The 18,165-nt window shown below is 32.7% G+C and carries 19 protein-coding genes and 4 pseudogenes; 16 read left to right on the forward strand and 7 right to left on the reverse strand.

Translation table 11 applies throughout. The features are described from left to right. Window positions 1-52: 52 nt before the first annotated feature. Window positions 53-721 (reverse strand): TetR/AcrR family transcriptional regulator, encoded by a 669-nt coding sequence (locus EB239_RS07935; RefSeq protein WP_318261353.1) that lies wholly within the window; start codon window positions 719-721, stop codon window positions 53-55. A 171-nt stretch (window positions 722-892) separates the two neighbouring features. Between EB239_RS07935 and EB239_RS07940 the strand changes: the two genes are divergently transcribed. The 3 genes from EB239_RS07940 to trxA are packed head-to-tail and all read left to right on the forward strand — an operon-like array spanning window position 893 to window position 2,547. Next, window positions 893-1,549, forward strand: coding sequence for a cytochrome c biogenesis CcdA family protein (locus EB239_RS07940; protein ID WP_003870088.1), 657 nt, complete (start codon window positions 893-895; stop codon window positions 1,547-1,549). Between the two features lie 12 nt (window positions 1,550-1,561). Continuing rightward, window positions 1,562-2,182 (forward strand): peroxiredoxin family protein, encoded by a 621-nt coding sequence (locus EB239_RS07945; RefSeq protein ID WP_003870089.1) that lies wholly within the window; start codon window positions 1,562-1,564, stop codon window positions 2,180-2,182. Window positions 2,183-2,223: 41 nt separating this feature from the next. Further along, window positions 2,224-2,547, forward strand: coding sequence for a thioredoxin (gene trxA / locus EB239_RS07950; RefSeq protein ID WP_003870090.1), 324 nt, complete (start codon window positions 2,224-2,226; stop codon window positions 2,545-2,547). 55 nt (window positions 2,548-2,602) lie between these two features. Here trxA and EB239_RS07955 read toward each other — a convergent pair whose 3' ends face one another. Further along, entirely contained in the window at window positions 2,603-4,090 is a 1,488-nt protein-coding gene (locus EB239_RS07955; RefSeq protein WP_003870091.1) for an aminotransferase class I/II-fold pyridoxal phosphate-dependent enzyme, read from the reverse strand. Window positions 4,091-4,468: 378 nt separating this feature from the next. Then, on the reverse strand, window positions 4,469-5,512 hold the full coding sequence (locus EB239_RS07960) for an IS30 family transposase (RefSeq protein ID WP_003870092.1): 1,044 nt from the start codon (window positions 5,510-5,512) through the stop codon (window positions 4,469-4,471). A 306-nt stretch (window positions 5,513-5,818) separates the two neighbouring features. Here EB239_RS07960 and EB239_RS07965 point away from each other — a divergent pair, with 306 nt between their 5' ends. Together EB239_RS07965 and EB239_RS07970 are read left to right on the forward strand one after the other, a co-directional pair. After that, a complete protein-coding gene (locus tag EB239_RS07965; RefSeq protein WP_003870093.1) occupies window positions 5,819-8,290 on the forward strand; it encodes an ASKHA domain-containing protein in 2,472 nt (823 codons plus the stop codon). 55 nt (window positions 8,291-8,345) lie between these two features. Continuing rightward, window positions 8,346-10,046 carry an ABC-ATPase domain-containing protein gene (locus EB239_RS07970; RefSeq protein WP_003870094.1) on the forward strand — a complete coding sequence of 567 codons (1,701 nt, stop codon included), beginning with the start codon at window positions 8,346-8,348 and terminating at the stop codon, window positions 10,044-10,046. 234 nt (window positions 10,047-10,280) lie between these two features. Here EB239_RS07970 and EB239_RS07975 read toward each other — a convergent pair whose 3' ends face one another. Together EB239_RS07975 and EB239_RS07985 are read right to left on the reverse strand one after the other, a co-directional pair. After that, complete coding sequence (locus tag EB239_RS07975) at window positions 10,281-10,508, reverse strand: transposase (protein ID WP_003870095.1); 228 nt, start codon at window positions 10,506-10,508, stop codon at window positions 10,281-10,283. Window positions 10,509-10,828: 320 nt separating this feature from the next. Beyond that, window positions 10,829-11,233 (reverse strand): YmaF family protein, encoded by a 405-nt coding sequence (locus EB239_RS07985; RefSeq protein WP_003870096.1) that lies wholly within the window; start codon window positions 11,231-11,233, stop codon window positions 10,829-10,831. Window positions 11,234-11,306: 73 nt separating this feature from the next. On the opposite strand from EB239_RS07985, the gene EB239_RS07990 reads away from it, so the two are divergent. The 3 genes and pseudogenes from EB239_RS07990 to EB239_RS08000 form a co-directional block, all read left to right on the forward strand. Then, a complete protein-coding gene (locus EB239_RS07990) occupies window positions 11,307-11,699 on the forward strand; it encodes a hypothetical protein (protein WP_318261355.1) in 393 nt (130 codons plus the stop codon). Next, window positions 11,675-11,869, forward strand: a pseudogene (locus EB239_RS07995) (transposase). Before EB239_RS07990 ends, EB239_RS07995 begins: the two are co-directional and overlap by 25 nt. A gap of 62 nt (window positions 11,870-11,931) precedes the next feature. Beyond that, a pseudogene (locus EB239_RS08000) lies at window positions 11,932-12,096 on the forward strand (IS256 family transposase); the annotation flags it as partial. A gap of 168 nt (window positions 12,097-12,264) precedes the next feature. On the opposite strand, the gene EB239_RS08005 reads toward EB239_RS08000, so the two are convergent. Further along, entirely contained in the window at window positions 12,265-12,903 is a 639-nt protein-coding gene (locus EB239_RS08005) for a coenzyme F420-0:L-glutamate ligase (RefSeq protein ID WP_003870099.1), read from the reverse strand. A gap of 179 nt (window positions 12,904-13,082) precedes the next feature. Between EB239_RS08005 and EB239_RS08010 the strand changes: the two genes are divergently transcribed. The 5 genes and pseudogenes from EB239_RS08010 (at window position 13,083) to EB239_RS15350 (ending at window position 16,007) form a co-directional block, all read left to right on the forward strand. Beyond that, window positions 13,083-13,940 (forward strand): N-acetylmuramoyl-L-alanine amidase, encoded by an 858-nt coding sequence (locus EB239_RS08010; protein ID WP_003870100.1) that lies wholly within the window; start codon window positions 13,083-13,085, stop codon window positions 13,938-13,940. A gap of 460 nt (window positions 13,941-14,400) precedes the next feature. Next, window positions 14,401-14,625, forward strand: a complete 225-nt coding sequence (locus tag EB239_RS08015) for a DUF3006 domain-containing protein (protein WP_003870101.1) — start codon at window positions 14,401-14,403, stop codon at window positions 14,623-14,625. Window positions 14,626-14,711: 86 nt separating this feature from the next. After that, window positions 14,712-14,825, forward strand: a pseudogene (locus EB239_RS08020) (DUF1648 domain-containing protein); the annotation flags it as partial. Continuing rightward, window positions 14,825-15,731: pseudogene (locus tag EB239_RS08025) on the forward strand (ComEC/Rec2 family competence protein); the annotation flags it as partial. The pseudogenes EB239_RS08020 and EB239_RS08025, both read left to right, overlap by 1 nt. Before the next feature lie 84 nt (window positions 15,732-15,815). After that, window positions 15,816-16,007 carry a sunset domain-containing protein gene (locus tag EB239_RS15350; RefSeq protein ID WP_451919116.1) on the forward strand — a complete coding sequence of 64 codons (192 nt, stop codon included), beginning with the start codon at window positions 15,816-15,818 and terminating at the stop codon, window positions 16,005-16,007. A gap of 78 nt (window positions 16,008-16,085) precedes the next feature. Here the strand turns inward: EB239_RS15350 and EB239_RS08030 are convergent, their stop codons facing one another. Next, complete coding sequence (locus tag EB239_RS08030; protein ID WP_129545127.1) at window positions 16,086-16,421, reverse strand: EamA family transporter; 336 nt, start codon at window positions 16,419-16,421, stop codon at window positions 16,086-16,088. A gap of 466 nt (window positions 16,422-16,887) precedes the next feature. Between EB239_RS08030 and EB239_RS08035 the strand changes: the two genes are divergently transcribed. The 3 genes from EB239_RS08035 (at window position 16,888) to EB239_RS08045 (ending at window position 17,967) form a co-directional block, all read left to right on the forward strand. Beyond that, a complete protein-coding gene (locus EB239_RS08035) occupies window positions 16,888-17,163 on the forward strand; it encodes an IS3 family transposase (RefSeq protein ID WP_003870105.1) in 276 nt (91 codons plus the stop codon). A 53-nt stretch (window positions 17,164-17,216) separates the two neighbouring features. Further along, window positions 17,217-17,459 (forward strand): IS3 family transposase, encoded by a 243-nt coding sequence (locus EB239_RS08040; protein ID WP_129545128.1) that lies wholly within the window; start codon window positions 17,217-17,219, stop codon window positions 17,457-17,459. Window positions 17,460-17,691: 232 nt separating this feature from the next. Continuing rightward, the gene (locus EB239_RS08045) at window positions 17,692-17,967 is read left to right on the forward strand and encodes a hypothetical protein (protein WP_003870107.1); all 276 of its coding nucleotides are present in this window, start codon (window positions 17,692-17,694) and stop codon (window positions 17,965-17,967) included. Window positions 17,968-18,165 lie beyond the last annotated feature (198 nt).

Below are 18,165 nucleotides of genomic sequence, written 5' to 3' on the forward strand. Positions count from 1 at the left end.
TATATTATATTATGACTCATTAGTCATATGACTGTCAAGTCATATTAAAAATTTATTTTTTTGCAATCCCTTCTTTCAAAAGCTTTATAAACTGTGAAATAGCATCTTTAAAATAGTCAATGTCAAGCTCAAAAGTGGTTGTGTTGTTTTCATTCAAAGCCTTTTCGATGATAAACTTTTTCATGTAAAAACTTGCACCTTCCAAAAATATTCCTATTAAAAGTGGGTCTATGTCGTCTCTTATAAAGCCCTGCTTCTGGTTGTATTTGATTATCTCAACCAAAAAATCTCTTGACTGCTTTAGGAATTTTTCATTTATCTCATCCTTAAAAGGTGAGTCATGAGAAAAAAATGCCATCTCAAGCAACATATACTCATACCTCAAATCTTTCATTGCATTCCATACACTCTCAAGGGAGTTTTCGTAGTAGTCCAATATGTTCACGTGAACCATGTCCATCTTAGTAAGAAGCTGCAAAAATCTTTCATACGCAACTTCAATTGTGTAAAAATACATATCTTTTTTGTTCTCAAAATACTGATACATGCTTCCCTTTGCAACTCTGCATTCTTTGGCAACGTCCGATATATCCACAAGATGATAGGGTTTTGTTGCAAAATGTTTTATAAGTGCATCTGTGATAAGATCTTTTTTTTCCTGTGCAAGATTCAAAAAGGTAGCCTTTGGCATCAACATCACCTCAAGATTATTATGACTCATTAGTCACAAAATGTCAAAAATAAAATCCTCAATGGCAAAATAGCCATCAAGGGTTTTTGATTTTTCTTAAAGTGAATTCTCTTTTCTTTCTTGTTTGAACATAGTTGTACTGTATCAGAAAATGTGGTAATATAGTATTAGTCACACCCTATAGGGGAGGGAGGTGTAGACGTGCCAATTTACACAGCATTTTTAGCAGGAATTGTTTCTTTTTTATCACCCTGTGTTTTGCCTTTAATTCCCGCTTATGTGTCATATATTTTCGGAAATAAAAAGAATAATTTAATAAATTTGTTTCTCTTTGTTTTGGGATTTAGCATAGTGTTTGTTTTAATGGGGGCGACTGCAAGCCAACTAGGAAAGCTTTTTTTAGCCTATAAAGACATTTTTAGGAAAGTAAGTGGGATAATAATTGTGCTTTTTGGACTTCAAATGACTGGGATTTTTAGACCGCTATTTTTAAATAAAGAAGGCAAATTAATAAATATGGAAAAGGTACAGACCGGTTATATAGGGTCATTAGTATTGGGTATAACTTTTGCAGCAGGATGGACACCTTGTGTAGGTCCAATTCTCGCTTCGATATTGTTGTATGCTGGGGCGGTCAGTACTTTAAGTGTAGGCGTGATATTGCTTTTTGCATATTCTATGGGGCTTGGCATACCTTTTATAGTTACAGCCTTATTGATTGACAAGTTTAAAAGTATGTATAAAAGGATTAACAAAATATTGCCTTATATTGAGGTAATAAGTGGGGTTATTCTCATAATATTTGGAGTTCTTTTATATTTTAACATGCTAATCAAGATAAGTGGATATTTTTATTAAGAGGTGGTTAGTGTGAAAAATAAAAGTCTAATTTTTACTATAATTGCTGTGATAGTTATAGGGGCACTTATTTTCGTCTTAAATAATTACACAAAAAGTGCTCAACCTTCCCCTTCTCAAGTGGCAGAAAATAATACTCCTAGCAATAATGAAGATCAAAATACAAGTTCAAATGCAAATGCAAATAAAACTGAGCAAAGTGAGCCTAAGATAGGGAATCAAGTAGGAGATGTAGCACCAGATTTTACGCTAAAAGATTTAGATGGCAATACTGTGACCTTGTCGAGCTTAAGAGGAAAAAAAGTTATACTAAACTTTTGGGCAACAACTTGTCCTTATTGCAAAATTGAAATGCCAGCTTTAAATCAGTTTATAAAAGGCCATAAAGATGATACGGTTTTACTTGCGATAGACTTGGGTGAAAGCCCATCAAAAGTAAAGCAGTATTTAGAAGGGAAAGGATATGAATTTACTGTGCTACTGGATACTGACTTAAGTACTATTTACGATTATCAGGTTCAATTTATACCTATGTCTTATTTTATAGATAAAAACGGGGTCATAAGGGCGATTAGCAATGGGGCTATGACATATGACGAAATTGAAGAGTATTATAAATCAATTTCTCAATAAATGAAAATGTACAAAAGCAAGTAGAAGGAGGATATACACTAATGAAACCAGTAAATGTCACAGATGAGACTTTTGCAGAGGAAGTATACAATTCTGATAAACCTGTTTTAGTAGATTTTTGGGCTAAATGGTGTAGACCCTGTTTAATGATGGCACCAGTGTTAGAGGAGTTTGCGGAAGAATACGCTGATAAGATAAAAGTGGCAAAACTGGATGTGGATGAAAATCCTGTAATTGCTTCTAAATATAGAATTATGAGCATACCTACAATGGGGGTTTTTGTAAATGGAAAAATGGTAGACAAAGTTATAGGTTTTATGCCTAAAGAGCATTTAGTTGAAAAGCTGTCAAAATATTTAAAATAGGTAATAATAAAAAAGAGTATCTCATTAAAAATTTAAGGAGATACTCTTTTTTAATTTATGCTATCACATTTAAAACTTGCCGGTCATTTACTACTTTTATATAATTTACTTCCGGGTCTTCGGTGCCTTGTATGCTTAAGTTAGCTTCTTTCATTTTATCTACATATTCTATAATTTCTAATGTTATTCTTTCCCCCGGGCAAAGCACTGGAATACCTGGAGGATAAGCCATCAAAAACTCGGCACTTATTTGCCCTACACTTTCTCTTAGAGGTAGTGCAACAGTGGAGGAGCCAAAAGCATATCTTGGTGATACTACTTGTTCTGGTATTTCTGGTATATCTATAGGTTTCGCTATTTCAATATTTTCATTGTATAATTCATCGCTTATTTCTCTTAAAGCCCTTAAGAGATAATCGACTTTTTCCTTTGTATCACCAATAGAGAATACACATAAAACATTATACATATCTGATAGTTCAGGTTGTATATAATATCTTTCTGCCAATATTCTCTCTAACTGATGGCCGCTTATTCCAAGGCCTTTAGCTGTTATTGTAACTTTTGTGGGGTCAAAGTCATAGGCACCATCTCGGCCAACAATTTCTTCACCAAAACAGTAGAGTCCTTTTATATTGTTTATCTCTTTTCGAGCGTACTCTGCTAATTCTATTGTTTTATCTAATAATTCTCTTCCTTCTGTAGCCATTTGCATTCTTGCAACATCTAAGGAAGCCAACAATATATATGAAGGACTTGTTGTCTGGAGTAAACTCATTACTTGTTTTACTCTATTAATATCAATTCTATCGCCTTTAACGTGAAGCATCGAGCTCTGCGTCATTGAGCCAATAATCTTATGGGTGCTCTGTGCACAGATATCGGCTCCTGCTTCCATCGCTGAAATAGGCAATTTTTCGTTAAATTTAAGGTGTGGTCCGTGAGCTTCATCCACCATGAGTATAGCGCCATAATCATGAACAATTTCAGCAATTTTTACTATATCCGTAGAAACTCCGTAATAAGTCGGGTTTATTATTAAAACAGCTTTTGCATCGGGATGTTCTCTTAACGCTCTTTCTACTGTTTCTGGGGTGACATTTAATGCAACACCGATATTTTTATCAATTTCTGGTTGCATATAAACAGGTATAGCACCACTTAATATAATTCCTGACGTTACAGATTTATGAATATTTCGAGGAACGATAATTTTTTCGTCTTCTCCCATTACGCTTAAAATCATTGCTTGAATTGCACCAGATGTTCCGTGAATAGAAAAAAAGGTAGCGTCAGCACCAAACGCTTCTGCTGCTAATTCTTGGGCATACTTAATTGGCCCAGTAGGTTTGTGCAAGCTATCTACTTGCTGAAACACTGTTACATCCATTGATAATACATTTTTGCCCACAAAATCTAAGAATTTTTTTGCCATTCCCACACCTTTTTTATGGCCTGGCACGTGAAAAGGGATAGTATTGTTATTTACATATTCCATTAAGGCATCAAATAAAGGAGTTTGGGTTTGATCTAACTTTTTCAACGCATATAACACCTTCTTTCATAAGTTTTGGCTCAGAATAAAAGCCTAAAACCTTGATATAGGTAATTCAAAGGCATAGGCTTTGCAGAGCTTTGCTTTCATTAAAAATAATTTCAATTCATTATAAGACATATTGTTGTAAATTTCAATAATAAGTTTGCTTTAATTTAAAAAATTTTTTAGATATAAATTGCAATATTAAATGCAACACCTAATGAAAATCATGTAGATATAGGATTTGGAACAAATCATATATAACCTTAAGCCCATCTTAGTTAACAAATTGAGCGAAGGTCGTGATTTGTCAAGGGTTAAAGTCAGGCGAAGCCTGCCCCTTGACAAATCACGAACGAGCTCTAAACTTTATAAGGGATGGGCTTAACAGATTTTTGCCAGCTCTTCATAAAAGTATTCCTTAGGCGTTTTGTAATTTAACAATTTTCGTGGAAGGTTATTAAGCCAGTTTTCTACTCTCTTTATCGTATCTATAGATAAATCTTTAATACTTTTACCTTTAGGGATGAAACGTCGTATAAGACCGTTATGTCGTTCATTTGTAGCTCTTTCCCAAGATGAATATGGATGTGTATAATATACTTCTACGCCATATTCTAAAAGAGCACTTTCTAAATCACTAAACTCTGTACCATTATCAGATGTTATTGTTTTAAATACTTTGTTTAAATTGTCACCAAACATATCTTTTAATTTTGATAATGCATCTTTAACAGATTTATTGTCTTTTGCATCTAATAAGAATATTATTTCATGGCGAGTCTTACGCTCTATTAATGTTAAAAGGACCTTGTCATTAGATTTCTTGCCAATTAACGTATCTATTTCCCAATGCCCAAAAACTTCACGGCTTTCAACTTCTTTAGGCCTAAAATCAATACTTTTGCCCATAATACGTTTATTTTTACGATTTTGTTTCTTCCTTGGTTTTAAACGTAGTTTTAAAGGTAAATCAATGTTTTTAACTTTTAATAATCCTCTATCTATATAGTTGTACAGTGTTTTAGTACAAACAATGGTTTTATTATTCCAGCTTGGGTCTTTTTTACAATAGCCTACAACTGCATCTGGTGACCATTTTTCATTTAATATTTTATTTTCAGCATATTTCAAGAAATCTTCTGCTCTAGCTACTTTAAATTTAGCTCCGCAATTTGAACGATTTTTTTCGTAGATAGCTTGACCGGTTTCAGGAAAATAGCTTGTATAAGAAGATAAATCACTTCTAAGTTGTGTAGTAGTTCCACGTTTAATTTCACGGCTTATAGTGCTTGGAGATCGATTAAGTTTTTTAGCAATATACCGAATACTTCTTCCTTCTTTGAGTAATGCATAGATCTCTCCTCGTTCATAGCTACTTAAGTGTTTAAAAGAACGCTTTTTTGTGGTATCATTATTATGAACCATAGTGAAAATCCTCCTTGTATGATGTTTAGTTGACACCTATATCATACACGATTTTCACTATGGTTTCTATTTTTTTATCTGTTGCATTTAATTATACAACTAACCAAAATTTTTTAGAGAAATTTTAAACTGCTAATCTATTCTTAATTACACTACTATATAGTATGAGAAAAACCCTGAAATGTCAAATGCATTTTGTGATGAGTAGAGGTTTTCGATATAAATTTTTATTTGCGATTTTTACTATAGAAATTTATAATAATAAACAAAACGATATGACAATATGGGATTTAATGAGGTGTGGAAATGTTTAGTAAAGATGTTGTGCAGAAAGTAAAAGACTTGTCATTAGAAAAATTAAAAAACATGAATTTTGATGTGGATCAATATTTAATTGAGGAAGCAACTGGCGAAGTACAGAGTTTAATAGATTACAAAATGATTCACCAAGTATGTGATAATTTTCATATTGATGAGAGAGAAAATAAAATAATCTTTAAAACTGGAGATTATTTGTTTGGGGATTATATAGTAAAAAATTTAAAAGAAGCGGAATATATAATTTTAGCAATCATTACACTGGGAGATAGAATAGATAAAAGGGTAAATGATTATTTTTCAGAAAGTAATTACACAAAAGGAATGATTTTAGATGTTATTGCAGGCGTGTTCCTTGAAATATTGACGAATAATTTTTGGGAAGAGGTAAGAGAAAACGCGCAAAAGTATGGCAAAGAAGTTACAGATATTTTTTACCCAGGAAATAAGTGGGACATAAAAAATCAGGCTGTGATTTGTACACTTGTGGACAGTTCAAAAATCGGTGTAAATATTAATCACAGTTTTATCATAACACCCCAAAAAACAGTGTCTTTTGTATGTGGAGTAGGGGAAAATGTCAAAAGACCTGTAAAAGAATCAGTCTGTGACGATTGTGAAGCCAAAGATTGTATTTATAGAAATGTTCCTGGTGAATCTAAATATAAAGTGACTGTACGTTTTAGTAGTAATACAAAAGTTATTGAAGCAAGTGAAGGAGAAAATTTGTTTCACATTCTTGTAAGAAATGGAATAAGACTTAACAATTTTTGTGGTGGTAGTCGGATTTGTGGTCAATGTAAAGTTATATTAAATGAGGAACTTGATATCTCTGATGATGAAAAATACTTTTTGACAGATAAAGAAATAAAAAACAATGTTCGGCTTGCGTGTTTTGTTGAGATAGATAGGGATTTAGAGGTCAAAGTACTTTCTGAAGAGCAAAAAGCAAAAATATTGACGAAAGAAAATAATTTGTTAAGTATTGAGTCACACCCTCGCATAAAAACTTCTACAGTAGATATTAGAAGACCAACTTTAAACGACCAAGGAGACTATGTTAAAAGAATTAGAATTAAAGAGGCTGTGAGTGGAGAAATAGAAATTCCTTTAGGGCTTTTAAGTAATCTTCCTGAAGTTTTAGAAGAAAATGATTATAAGGTAAATATTACTATTAGAAAAAATGAAATAATTTCTATTAAAAAAGCTGCTTCAAAACAATACAACTATGGTATAGCATTAGATATAGGAACTACTACTATTGCTGCTTATTTGTATGACTTAGATGAAGGTAAAGAAGTAGATGTGTATTCATGTTTAAATCCACAGAGAACTTTTGGAGCTGATGTTATAACGAGAATAACTTATAGTATTTCTAATTCTCAAGGATTATATCAGTTGCATTCAGCTCTAATAAATAAAATAAATGAGATTGTAGAAGAGTTTTGTGTAAAAAATTCTATAGACAAAAGCGATATACATGAAATTGTGGCAGTAGGTAATCCTACAATGATACATTTTCTTTTAAATGTATCTTCCAAGAATATAGCAATATCTCCGTATGTGCCGACTTTTACGTCAAAGATAGAAATAAAAGCAAAAGAAATTGGCATAAACATAAACAAGGAAGGATACGTAATAACATTACCGCTTATATCTTCTTATGTAGGAGCAGATACTGTGGCAGCGGTTTTGGCAAACAAAATTGACCAATCTCAGGAACTATGTTTGCTTGTAGACATAGGAACCAACGGCGAAATGGTATTGGGGAATAAAGATAACCTTATTGCTTCTTCGGCAGCAGCAGGCCCTGCTTTTGAAGGAGCAGGAATAACTTTTGGACTAAATGGCGCAGAAGGAGCTATAGACCATGTAGATTTTAGTAAAAGACCTTTTTATACTACAATAGGAAATAAAAAAGCTAAAGGAATATGTGGCTCCGGTATTGTAGATATTATTTCTGAACTTTTGAAGTACGGCATTGTTGATATTACTGGCAGATTTTTGTCTAAAGAAGAAGTTAAAAATGTACCTGTTGATATTGCCGAAAGGATAACTCTTTACAAAGATGAACCGGCATTTTTAATAGAAAATGGAATATATGTGACACAAAAAGATATAAGGCAAATACAACTGGCAAAAAGTGCCATACTTGCTGGCATTAACATCATGATAAAAGAAATGGGCATTGATGTAAATAAAATAAAAAAAGTTTTTTTGGCAGGAGGATTTGGAAATTATATTCTTCCTGCGAGTGCAATAGCAATTGGGCTTTTACCAAAGGAACTTCAAGGCAAAATCCTTCAAGTAGGCAATAGTGCTGGAGTTGGTGCGATAATGGCATTGCTTTCTGATAAAGAATTGGAAAGAGCTATACATCTACAAAGTAAAATAAGCTATATAGAACTATCAACTCATGAAGATTTTCAAAATGAATTTGTAAAAGGAATGTATTTTTAATAAAAGTGGAAATTAGAATAAAAAATTGGAAATTATAACAAAGGAGTGTTTGTAGATGACAAAAGAAGACCTTAAGAAAAAGCTTGATAAAATAGATGGAAAGGGGTATAAAGCTTACAAAGACCTTGAAGGAGAATATGAGTTTGAAAAATTTATACTGTATATTGACCATGTTCAGGGAGACCCTTTTGCACCTCCTTCAAGGATAAGGGTTAAAGTGCCTCAAAATATAGCTGATTTTGAGTTTTCCATGTATAACAATCCCTCAAGGCAAGTTGCTTTAGAAGATTTTTTGACAAGGTCAGTTTTTGAAGTTATAAAAAGGTTGCCTTCTTTAAAAGGTACAGGACATAGTGGGGATATTTACATAGACAAAGGTGGTCAACAAATAATTAAAAGAAGTGCAATGGTAGTTAACAAAGATTATGTAGAAGCAAGATTGAGCATAGGACTTCCTGCTTTTGGTAGACGAATAAATGGCAGTGGTGCCCAAAGAATATTTCTTGAATTTTTACCTCAAATTGTAGAAAAAAGTCTTTTAAAAAAGAGCCTCAACGTACAAGATATATGGCTATGGGTTGAGACAGTGGAAGACCAAGATTACCTTAGAAGTCAACTAAAAGAGAGAGGGCTTGTGGCTTTTGTGGCTGATGGTGCGATTCTTCCTAGAGAAAGCGGCATAAGTGATAGACCTTTAAAAGGCGGTAATGTAGTACCTTTTGAGTCGCCGGATAGTTTGAGGATTAAGTTTCAACTTCCAAATCGAGGAGAGATAACGGGGATGGGAATACCCGAAGGAGTTACGCTTATTGTGGGCGGCGGTTATCACGGCAAGTCTACCTTGTTACAAGCTATTCAAAAAGGGGTATACAATCACATACCAGGTGATGGCAGAGAGTTTGTTATAACTGTAGCTGATGCAGTAAAAATAAGAGCAGAGGATGGCAGAAGGATAGAAAAAGTAGACATAAGTCCTTTTATAAATAATTTGCCAAATAACGTAGATACCACAAGGTTTACTACCGAAAATGCCAGTGGCAGTACTTCTCAAGCAGCAAATATTATTGAGGCGATAGAAATAGGCACTAGCTTACTGCTTTTGGACGAAGATACTTCAGCTACTAATTTTATGATAAGGGATGCGAGGATGCAAAAACTGATTGCAAAAAAAGAAGAACCTATAATTCCTTTTATTGATAGAGTAAAACAGCTATATAAAGATAATGGTATTTCTACGATTTTAGTTATGGGTGGCAGTGGAGATTATTTTGATGTTGCAAATTGCGTAATTAAAATGCACAACTACAGACCATACGATGTTACGCAAGAGGCAAAGAAAATTGTCAAAGAATTTAAAACAAATAGGGAAGTTGAAGGAGATGATAAACCTATAGTTATAAAACCAAGAATTCCTCTTAAAAAAGGGCTTGAGGTAAAAGGCAAAAAGATAAAGTCAAAAGATGAGGATACTATTAAATTTGGATACCAAGAGATTGAATTGGATTATGTAGAACAATTAGTAGACAAAAGTCAAACAAATGCTATTGGGGAAATAATACGATATATTGCTGACAGATATGTAGATGAAAAAAGTACTATAAGGGAAATATTAGAAAAAGTATATAATGATATAAATAAGAAAGGACTTGATATCGTATCGCCTTTTTATGGTAAGCATCCTGGTAATTTAGCTTTGCCGAGGCTTCAGGAAATAGCTGCTGCATTAAATAGATTGCGAAGCTTTACTGTAAAATAAAAATAACCTCCTCAGCAACACCGGACTCGTTTGAGGAGGTTAATCCGCTAAAATACTTTATTTCTCATACTATCTGTTTTATGGAGATACTTGTAATAAGAGCTCCTTGAGACCTTTAAAACTTTGCACATTAATTTAGCATCATGATCTTTTTTGTTTTCTTCAATAAACTCAAATGTAGAGCTTATTCCTTTGCGAATATGGCCATGGTTTTTTTTTTAATACTTTGTTTTCCTACTCTAGCCTTGCCATTTTCTTTAACATAGCCTGATATTCAGCTACTGTAATCGTTGTTCCTTTGTTGTCTATATTTATTGGCTTTGCCTTTTTTAACCAGCTTGATATTGTGGAGTTTGATATGCCATATTTACTCGAAAGTTCTGACAGATTTTTACCAGAATTATACAACTCTACTATAGTGTTTTTGAACTCTTCACTATATTTTCTTTGACCTCTTGGCATTTTGTAGACACTTTCTCTCTTTATATTTTTATTTTAACCTGTTCGAGTTATGTCTACAATAATATACTAACACAAAAGTAAGTTACATATAGACAGGGCAACATATTTCAGGTGGAGAAATGAAATAGTTTTATATATGGCACTATTAGCACAAAAGTATCAGCTCATAGACATAGAAAAAGTTTCTTAAAAGTCTGTGACTTTTTTAGGGGAAATATGTGCTATAATACACAATAGAATAGTAGACAGTTTACAATATATTTTAAGCCCGGCACGAGAACCGGGCTTTTAGTATACTCATCTTAGATATGGTATAGAAATTAATAGTGTTTAAAATCAGAAATAGGATCCTGAATTAAGGTAGCAAAAACGAATTCATGGTAGTGATCCTCATCAACAGTAGTTTTTCCTTCGACAAAGTGTACATGCTTATTATCACCAACATCAATAGCGGGGCCAGTTATTACGCCTATCTCATGATGATGATCCTCATAGAAGTCAGTGCTGACCAATATTGCATGAACATGACTATCACCATCTGGTATAACTTGGCTGGTGACACCTGCAAAACGGTGATTGTGTTCTTCTTTTTCTTCTTGTTTTCGTTTTTTGTCTTCTGCAGCTAATTTGGTACTACCTAAAAACTCATGGTTATGAGTTTGACCTTCATCTTTTTTATTACTGAAATCAAAATAATTTTTAATTTCCTCGATTGATAATTCCATATAATTCAACCTCCAATAATAAATTTTTTTGAACAATAATATTATATGTTAAGTAAAAAAATAAGTGCATAGAATGAAAAGATATTATAACGAGCATAGTTACAAATTGGAGGTCAGAAGGGCTCTTTTTTCATGCATATTTGAGGTTGTGAGGCGATGTGGCGAGGTACAATTGGGAAATTTTAAAAAAGAATTTATTTTAGGCGATTATGAATCAGTAAGAGATTTTGCTGCACAAAAAGGCATTAAGTATAATGGGTACTTTGCAGAGAAAACAAAAGGCTGGTCAGAAGAAAAAAGAGCAAGGCAAGAGCAAAAACAGAGCAAAATTATAGAAAAGACAATTGAAAAAATTGCAAAAAAGGACCCTGATAGAAATGTGGCTCATCCAAATGCAAAAAGAGAGTTAAAAAATGGATACAACAGGCCAAAGAAAGTGGAATCAAGGAATTTAGAAGGTGTGTAAAAGTATTCAATCGATGGTTTGAAGAAATAACTAATGCATTTGATATACCATATACGAATTCTGTAACATAAGGCTACAACAATAAGATCAAGGTCCTTAAGAGAATTGCATATGGTTATAGGAATTTTCATCGATTCAGAGAGACTGTAAAAAAATTTTGCGTAAACTGATTAAAAACCTTTTCTTTGGTAAGAATTAGAATATATACAAAACAAAGAAGGAGGTTTTAAAAATGTCACTATTGACAAAAGAACAATTAAGAAATTTCATCAGTGAAAACAACATTCAATCTATTCCAGACCTTTATACATCATTAAAAAACCTTTTTAAAGATACTATTCAAGAAATGCTTGAAGCAGAACTTTCAACAGAACTTGGCTACGAAAGATATGACAAATTTGCTTTGTCAACAAACTGAAATACCCTACTTTCACAGTAGGGTATTTCTCACTTTAAATACTTATTAAACCATTCTGTTATTTCTTTAAGCCTTATTATATATTTAAATTCCCTATTTTTTACAATTATTATAACACATATTGGCTAAAAATAAAAAATGCATCAATTATTTGAATTCCTTGTAATTTTTTATAACTACAATAGGAGTTTGTTGTTCAGCATTACCTGATGGGTTATCGATAAACAAGCTTTCTATGAATTTTTTATCAACCCCTTTGGAGGCACCAATGCAATCAGCACGCAGCAAATCATTTGCATCGATTATAACTGCATCAACTCCTGTTTTTTCTTTTATCCTCTCGCAAACTGCATCAGGGTCTTTAGGTCCCAACACTATGTATCTATGATAAGGTGGCATTGTTCCTGCAATGTCGTCGATTAAAGCGACTTTTCTCCCAGCTATAATAAAAAACCACCCTTTTCTACCCAATAGCTTACCTAGCCCTCCTATAATAGAAGCAATTAAAATCCTAAAACGTCCCACTTCGTTGATAGCACATTGCATTGCTTGAGGAGAAGTAAGACTTCCATTCCTGTCGGTAAACTTACACAGTATCTTTGCAAGAATCCCTGGCTTTATATCTTCGGGAAGATATGCTCTACCTTGTGTTATAGCTACAACGCTTTCTGCAATTGATATTAAATCTCCTGGCTCTGCTATATCTTTTGTGTAATAGTACACAACTTCTATTATATCATCCTTTTCAGTTATAATATGGGTTTTTATTGGTATTTTTCCGTGCATAAATTTTGCCTCCAAATATCCTAAAAATTGTAATAATAAAATTTTTAGTAAATATCTTTTATTTTTTTCTTGTTGTGGTAAAATATATTTGTCTTTCATCACAATTATATCACAAATTCATCACAATTATTTCACAACTTATGTTTTTTAATGTAATTTTAACAATTGGGAGGATAAAAATGTTAAACAAATTGACAAATTTAAAAATTGATTCTACTTCTAGCAATGAATCAATAAAAAATCTTAAAAGTCTTATTGTATTTGAATTTTCACTAAAAGTGCCAACATATCATGTAAAACAGCAAAACACCTCACTACAAATCATTTTTGAAGCTACCCCTTTAAACATGCCAAAAGGGAAATATAATGTTTTAGATGGAATAATCTCTCATGTAGAAATAAAAGCCATAGAACAACAAACAGTTGCAGAAATATCACTTGACTTTCAAACAGATTTCGAAATTGAAATTATTGAAGGTATCCCAGCAAAATTTAAGCTCTATATAAGTAGAAAACCCCTATCAGAGATATTGAAAGATAAAAAAATATTGATTAATCCAGGATTTAAAGAAAAAACTACAAGTCCCACCGGGCTTCTTCAACATATACCAATGATGGCAATAGCAAAAAAGTTCCATTTTTTGCTTACCACATGTGGGGCACTAAGTAGACTTTCATGGGAAAAATCCCCTCAAGAAAAAGATTTGGAAAAATTTGAAGAAGGAATACTTATAGATATATTTACAGAAACTTCTTTAAAAAAAGAAAGTGGATTTAAGGTATATTATTCAGATAGAAATGAAAAATCTTTAAAACTTGCAAAATACATAAACGAGTCTATGTCCCGTAAACTTCAACTTGACAATCTTGGTATTTACCCCAAGTCCTATAATTATAAAGAGAATGTAATACCTATTGGTGTAGTACCTGCAATGGAAAATATAAGACTTGATGATGCGCATTTGAGAGATTTAGATTACAGAAATAAAGTTGCACAAGCTATATTTAACGGCTTAGTAAAATTTTATGCTGAATAAAATAAAGGAGTTGGGATGGGTATTTTTTCTGAATGCTTACCTTTAAATTTTAGGTTCTATAATAAATGTTGGTGTAAATAAAAGACATTTCTAAAAGAATAGCATACTTATTGTGTGGTTTTCTTTTGTTAGATTGTTTTAACCACTTTCTATTATAGCAGTCAGAATAAATGCACTATTTTTTTGTTGAATATTTTTATCCACCTCAACATTTATTATAGAACCAAAATTTTTACCTGCAGAATTCTGATATGGATATATATATAAAATTTTTATTGAAATAAGTTCACAAAACTGTTATAGTAACAGTTATAGAACTGTACATTGTAGTTAATGTACCCAAATCTATAACAATTAAAATAGAAATTAGTCGTATCTACCTATTTCCCATCCAACATATCTGTAAAAATAGAAAAATAAGTCTAATTTGTTCAATATTAATAAGGTGGGGATGTAAACAATGCCTAACAAAAAGTGTGAGCTCTGCATCATAGACCGCTTCGAAGGCGAATGTGCAGTGATAGAATATGGAGACAAAACCTTCAATTTTCCAAAGGAACTCCTTCCTAAAGAAGCAAAAGAAGGAGATGTACTTAAGTTTGACATCAGAATAGACAAAGAAAAAACAGAAAAGCGCAGAAAAGCTATTGAAGACCTTGCAATAGATTTGTTTGCAGAGGAATAGATTTGTCATACAGGTGAGGGGAGTGTTAATGTAGTATGGATGAGAACTACAATGTGAAACATGAAATGAAAAAAGATTGGTGATTAATTGGGATTATCATATTGATATGGATTTTCACGTTTGCTGTTTTTGAACGCTTACCGGCTAAAATTCCAATGCATTGGAATATTTCTGTTCAAGTCGATAGATTTGGTCCCAAATAGGACATATTTCTTTTTCCGTTCATCATTACTATAATGTATTTTCACAGCACCAGTCAAAAGGAGTTCAAACACAACAAATAAAGACGTATCAACAACAATCTAATAAAATACAAATGCGTCATTAAGTAAACTTATAGTCAATTTCATAGACGTAGGGCAGGGAGACAGCATATTCATTCAAGCACCTTCGGGCAAAACAATGCTGATAGACGCAGGAATACCCGAAATGGGAAGCAAAGTAGTGGACTACATAAAAAGCCGTGGAATTAACAAAATAGACATAATTGTCGCAACTCACCCTCACAATGACCACATTGGAGAAATACCGGCAGTAATAAAAAACTTTCAAACAGGCAAATTTTATATGCCTAAAGTAACAACAATCACAAAAACATTTGAAAATGTCTTAAGAGCAGTAAAATCAAAAGGACTATCAATAAACGTCGCAAGAGCAGGGGTTGTACTGGATTTAGGAAATGAAGTAAAAGCTGAAATACTGGCACCAAACAGCAGTCATTACGATAATTTAAACAATTACAGCGCGGTTATAAAAATAACTTATAGAAACACTGCTTTTTGTTCACAGGAGATGCAGAAAAATAATCGGAACAGGAAATGCTTGATAAAGGATATAACCTAAAAGCAGATGTCTTAAAAGTAGGACACCACGGAAACTCTTCAGCATCAACTTTGTCATTTTTAAAGGCGGTAAATCCCAAGTATGCAGTAATATCCTGTGGTAAAGGCAATGACTATGGCCATCCACATAAAGAGACAATGGAAAAGCTGAAATCGCTGGGAATAACGGTATACAGAACAGATGAATGCGGTACTGTGGTAGCAGTAAGCGATAGCAAGACAATTTCATTCAATGTTAAACCGGGAGATTACACAGCCGGCAGTAGTGGAAACAGCAGTACATCAAGTACACCTTTATCAAAGACTTTTCAAAGTCTACCATACGGCTATTATGGAGAACCGAGTAAAGTGTATGTACACAGCAGCAGTAGGGGATTAATTAAGGGTAATATCAACAGCAAAGGAGAAAAGATATACCATATTCCTGGAGATCCATGGTACAACAAAACAAAAGCGGAAGTATGGTTTAAAAAGAAGCAGAAGCACAAGCAGCAGGGTTTAGACCACCAAAAAGGTAAATTAATATCTTTAGTTTTTTAACTCCCATATTTTTATAACATTGAAATTTTCTATACCATATGTACGGTATGGCAGCTTATTAAAGCTTAATTGCTTTGATTATCTGTTTTTTATATCATCAGTGATGACGTTGCATTGTTTTTTATCTGCGTGTTGAACAATCACAATGCCTACTAAGATTACTAGTGTTCCAATAACTAATTGCATGGATATTTTTTCTGAGAGAAGAATCCATGCGAGCAAACTGGCTAGTACAGGTTTTATAAGAAATATCATGGACCCCACTCCTGCATCCATATACATAAGTCCCATGAAGTAAGTGTAATAAGCTATACCTGTTACGAAAAATGTGAGATAAGCCATAGGCAATAATGCCTTATACGGCATGTAGAATATAGGATAATGCTTTATTAAAAGTATTGGTAGTAAAAACAATCATAATTTAAAATGATGAGTTTTTTGTATACTGCAACGAGCCTTTAATTTACTATATGGGTTGACATATGCATGATGATAAAGGCTTTAAACATTGCATGATAAGTTTTTTTAAATTACCATATGGGTTAACATACCAGACTGTGTGATGGGAATATGCAAAATATTTTTTGTTTTTTGGACTACTATATGGGTTGACATACAACAGTAGGGATATAGAGAATTTTTGAGATGATTAAGTTTTTAGATTACTATATGGGTTGATACAGACAAACAGTGTAAAGAAAGTCTTTCATAGAGATATCCCCTGTTTTTTAAAGTACTTATTTTTTCAAATGCCATTTTAGTTTATTAGAGGAATGCTCGTATTTAGTTCTATTATTAAATGTGGTGTTAGTATATTATTGTAGACACTTTAACTCGAACAGGATAAAATAGAAATATAAAGAGAGGAAGTGTCTACAAAATGCCAAGAGGACAAAGAAAATATAATGATGAATTCAAGAGTACTATAGTAGAGTTGTATAACCATGGTAAAAGTCTAGCAGAACTTTCAAGCGAATATGGCATTTCAAAATCCACAATATCAGGTTGGTTAAAAAAAGCAAAACCAATAAATATAGACAACAAAGACACAACAATTACAGTAGCAGAATATCAGGCTATGTTAAAGAAGATGGCAAGGCTTGAAGAGGAGAATGAAATATTAAAAAAAGCCATGGCCATATTCGCAAAGGAGTAAGCTCTATATTTGACTTTATTGAGGAAAATAAAAAATATCATAATGTTAAATTAATGTGTGAGGTTTTAAAGGTTTCAAGGAGCTCCTATTATAAGTATCTTCATAAAACAGAAAGCAAGAGAAGTAGAGAAAACAGGATGTATGAGGAAGAAATAATGAAGATATATGAAGGAAGCAAAAAGCGTTATGGAGCTCCCAAAATTCACAAAATGCTTGTAAATAAAGGATATAATATAAGTCTCAAAAGAGTTCAAAGACTAATGAATAAGTTAGGTATAAAGTCTATAATTGTTTAGACCTTACAGTTCGAGCAACAGAGTAGAAGAAAAAGAAAACATTTTAAATAGGGATTTTTCTACCACTACGATTAATCAAAAGTTTGAAGTTTTAAAGACACTACATAGACTAACAAATTGTCTACTTCTTTATATACAATTATTTCTTTGTTGTCGGAGTCTAAAAGCACTATATGGGTTTAAAAATCTTTTTAATACTTTTATAAACAGTCTATCAAAAGGAGTGTGGTATATGTCAAATCACAGCGGAAGCTATATGTTAAATGATGTTCTTAAGAAATTGGATGAACTTAACGTGTTTGAGTTTCTTGGCAGAGAAAAGACGGTTGATTTTTTAAAATGGGTTTGCAATTACACATATTTTACCTACGATACAAACGCTGGGGAAATTTTAGAAGAAATTGGAGCAAAACTTAAGTTCTGTTATTACTGTTGTGAAGGGAAAGATGATGTTGATGAAACAGGTTTATGTGGAGAGTGCAGAAGAGAAATGGGATACGAGAATTAAAAACAAAGGAAAACAGCGGGGCAAGTTGTACTCCGCTGTTTTTACCGTTTAAAAATCCTGATAGAGTTTGCGGGGGATAGGTATAAAAAACGGGCACTATATCAATATACTGCCTAACGGGAAAATACTGAACGAACAGTGGTACAAAGACACCGAACTTCCCAGAAGAAGACGGTCCAGCAGATATCTGGTATTATA

The organism is Thermoanaerobacter ethanolicus JW 200 (genome assembly GCF_003722315.1).
GTDB lineage: Bacteria > Bacillota > Thermoanaerobacteria > Thermoanaerobacterales > Thermoanaerobacteraceae > Thermoanaerobacter > Thermoanaerobacter ethanolicus.

Excerpts from the sequence above, each read along its gene's own strand:
- EB239_RS07935 (WP_318261353.1), bottom strand. The coding sequence starts at position 721 with ATGAGTCATAATAATCTTGAGGTGATGTTGATGCCAAAGGCTACCTTT.
- trxA (WP_003870090.1), top strand. The coding sequence starts at position 2,224 with ATGAAACCAGTAAATGTCACAGATGAGACTTTTGCAGAGGAAGTATAC.
- EB239_RS07960 (WP_003870092.1), bottom strand. The coding sequence starts at position 5,512 with ATGGTTCATAATAATGATACCACAAAAAAGCGTTCTTTTAAACACTTA.
- EB239_RS07965 (WP_003870093.1), top strand. The coding sequence starts at position 5,819 with ATGTTTAGTAAAGATGTTGTGCAGAAAGTAAAAGACTTGTCATTAGAA.
- EB239_RS07970 (WP_003870094.1), top strand. The coding sequence starts at position 8,346 with ATGACAAAAGAAGACCTTAAGAAAAAGCTTGATAAAATAGATGGAAAG.
- EB239_RS07975 (WP_003870095.1), bottom strand. The coding sequence starts at position 10,508 with ATGCCAAGAGGTCAAAGAAAATATAGTGAAGAGTTCAAAAACACTATA.
- EB239_RS07985 (WP_003870096.1), bottom strand. The coding sequence starts at position 11,233 with ATGGAATTATCAATCGAGGAAATTAAAAATTATTTTGATTTCAGTAAT.
- EB239_RS07990 (WP_318261355.1), top strand. The coding sequence starts at position 11,307 with ATGAAAAGATATTATAACGAGCATAGTTACAAATTGGAGGTCAGAAGG.
- EB239_RS08005 (WP_003870099.1), bottom strand. The coding sequence starts at position 12,903 with ATGCACGGAAAAATACCAATAAAAACCCATATTATAACTGAAAAGGAT.
- EB239_RS08010 (WP_003870100.1), top strand. The coding sequence starts at position 13,083 with ATGTTAAACAAATTGACAAATTTAAAAATTGATTCTACTTCTAGCAAT.
- EB239_RS08015 (WP_003870101.1), top strand. The coding sequence starts at position 14,401 with ATGCCTAACAAAAAGTGTGAGCTCTGCATCATAGACCGCTTCGAAGGC.
- EB239_RS08035 (WP_003870105.1), top strand. The coding sequence starts at position 16,888 with ATGCCAAGAGGACAAAGAAAATATAATGATGAATTCAAGAGTACTATA.
- EB239_RS08040 (WP_129545128.1), top strand. The coding sequence starts at position 17,217 with ATGTGTGAGGTTTTAAAGGTTTCAAGGAGCTCCTATTATAAGTATCTT.
- EB239_RS08045 (WP_003870107.1), top strand. The coding sequence starts at position 17,692 with ATGTCAAATCACAGCGGAAGCTATATGTTAAATGATGTTCTTAAGAAA.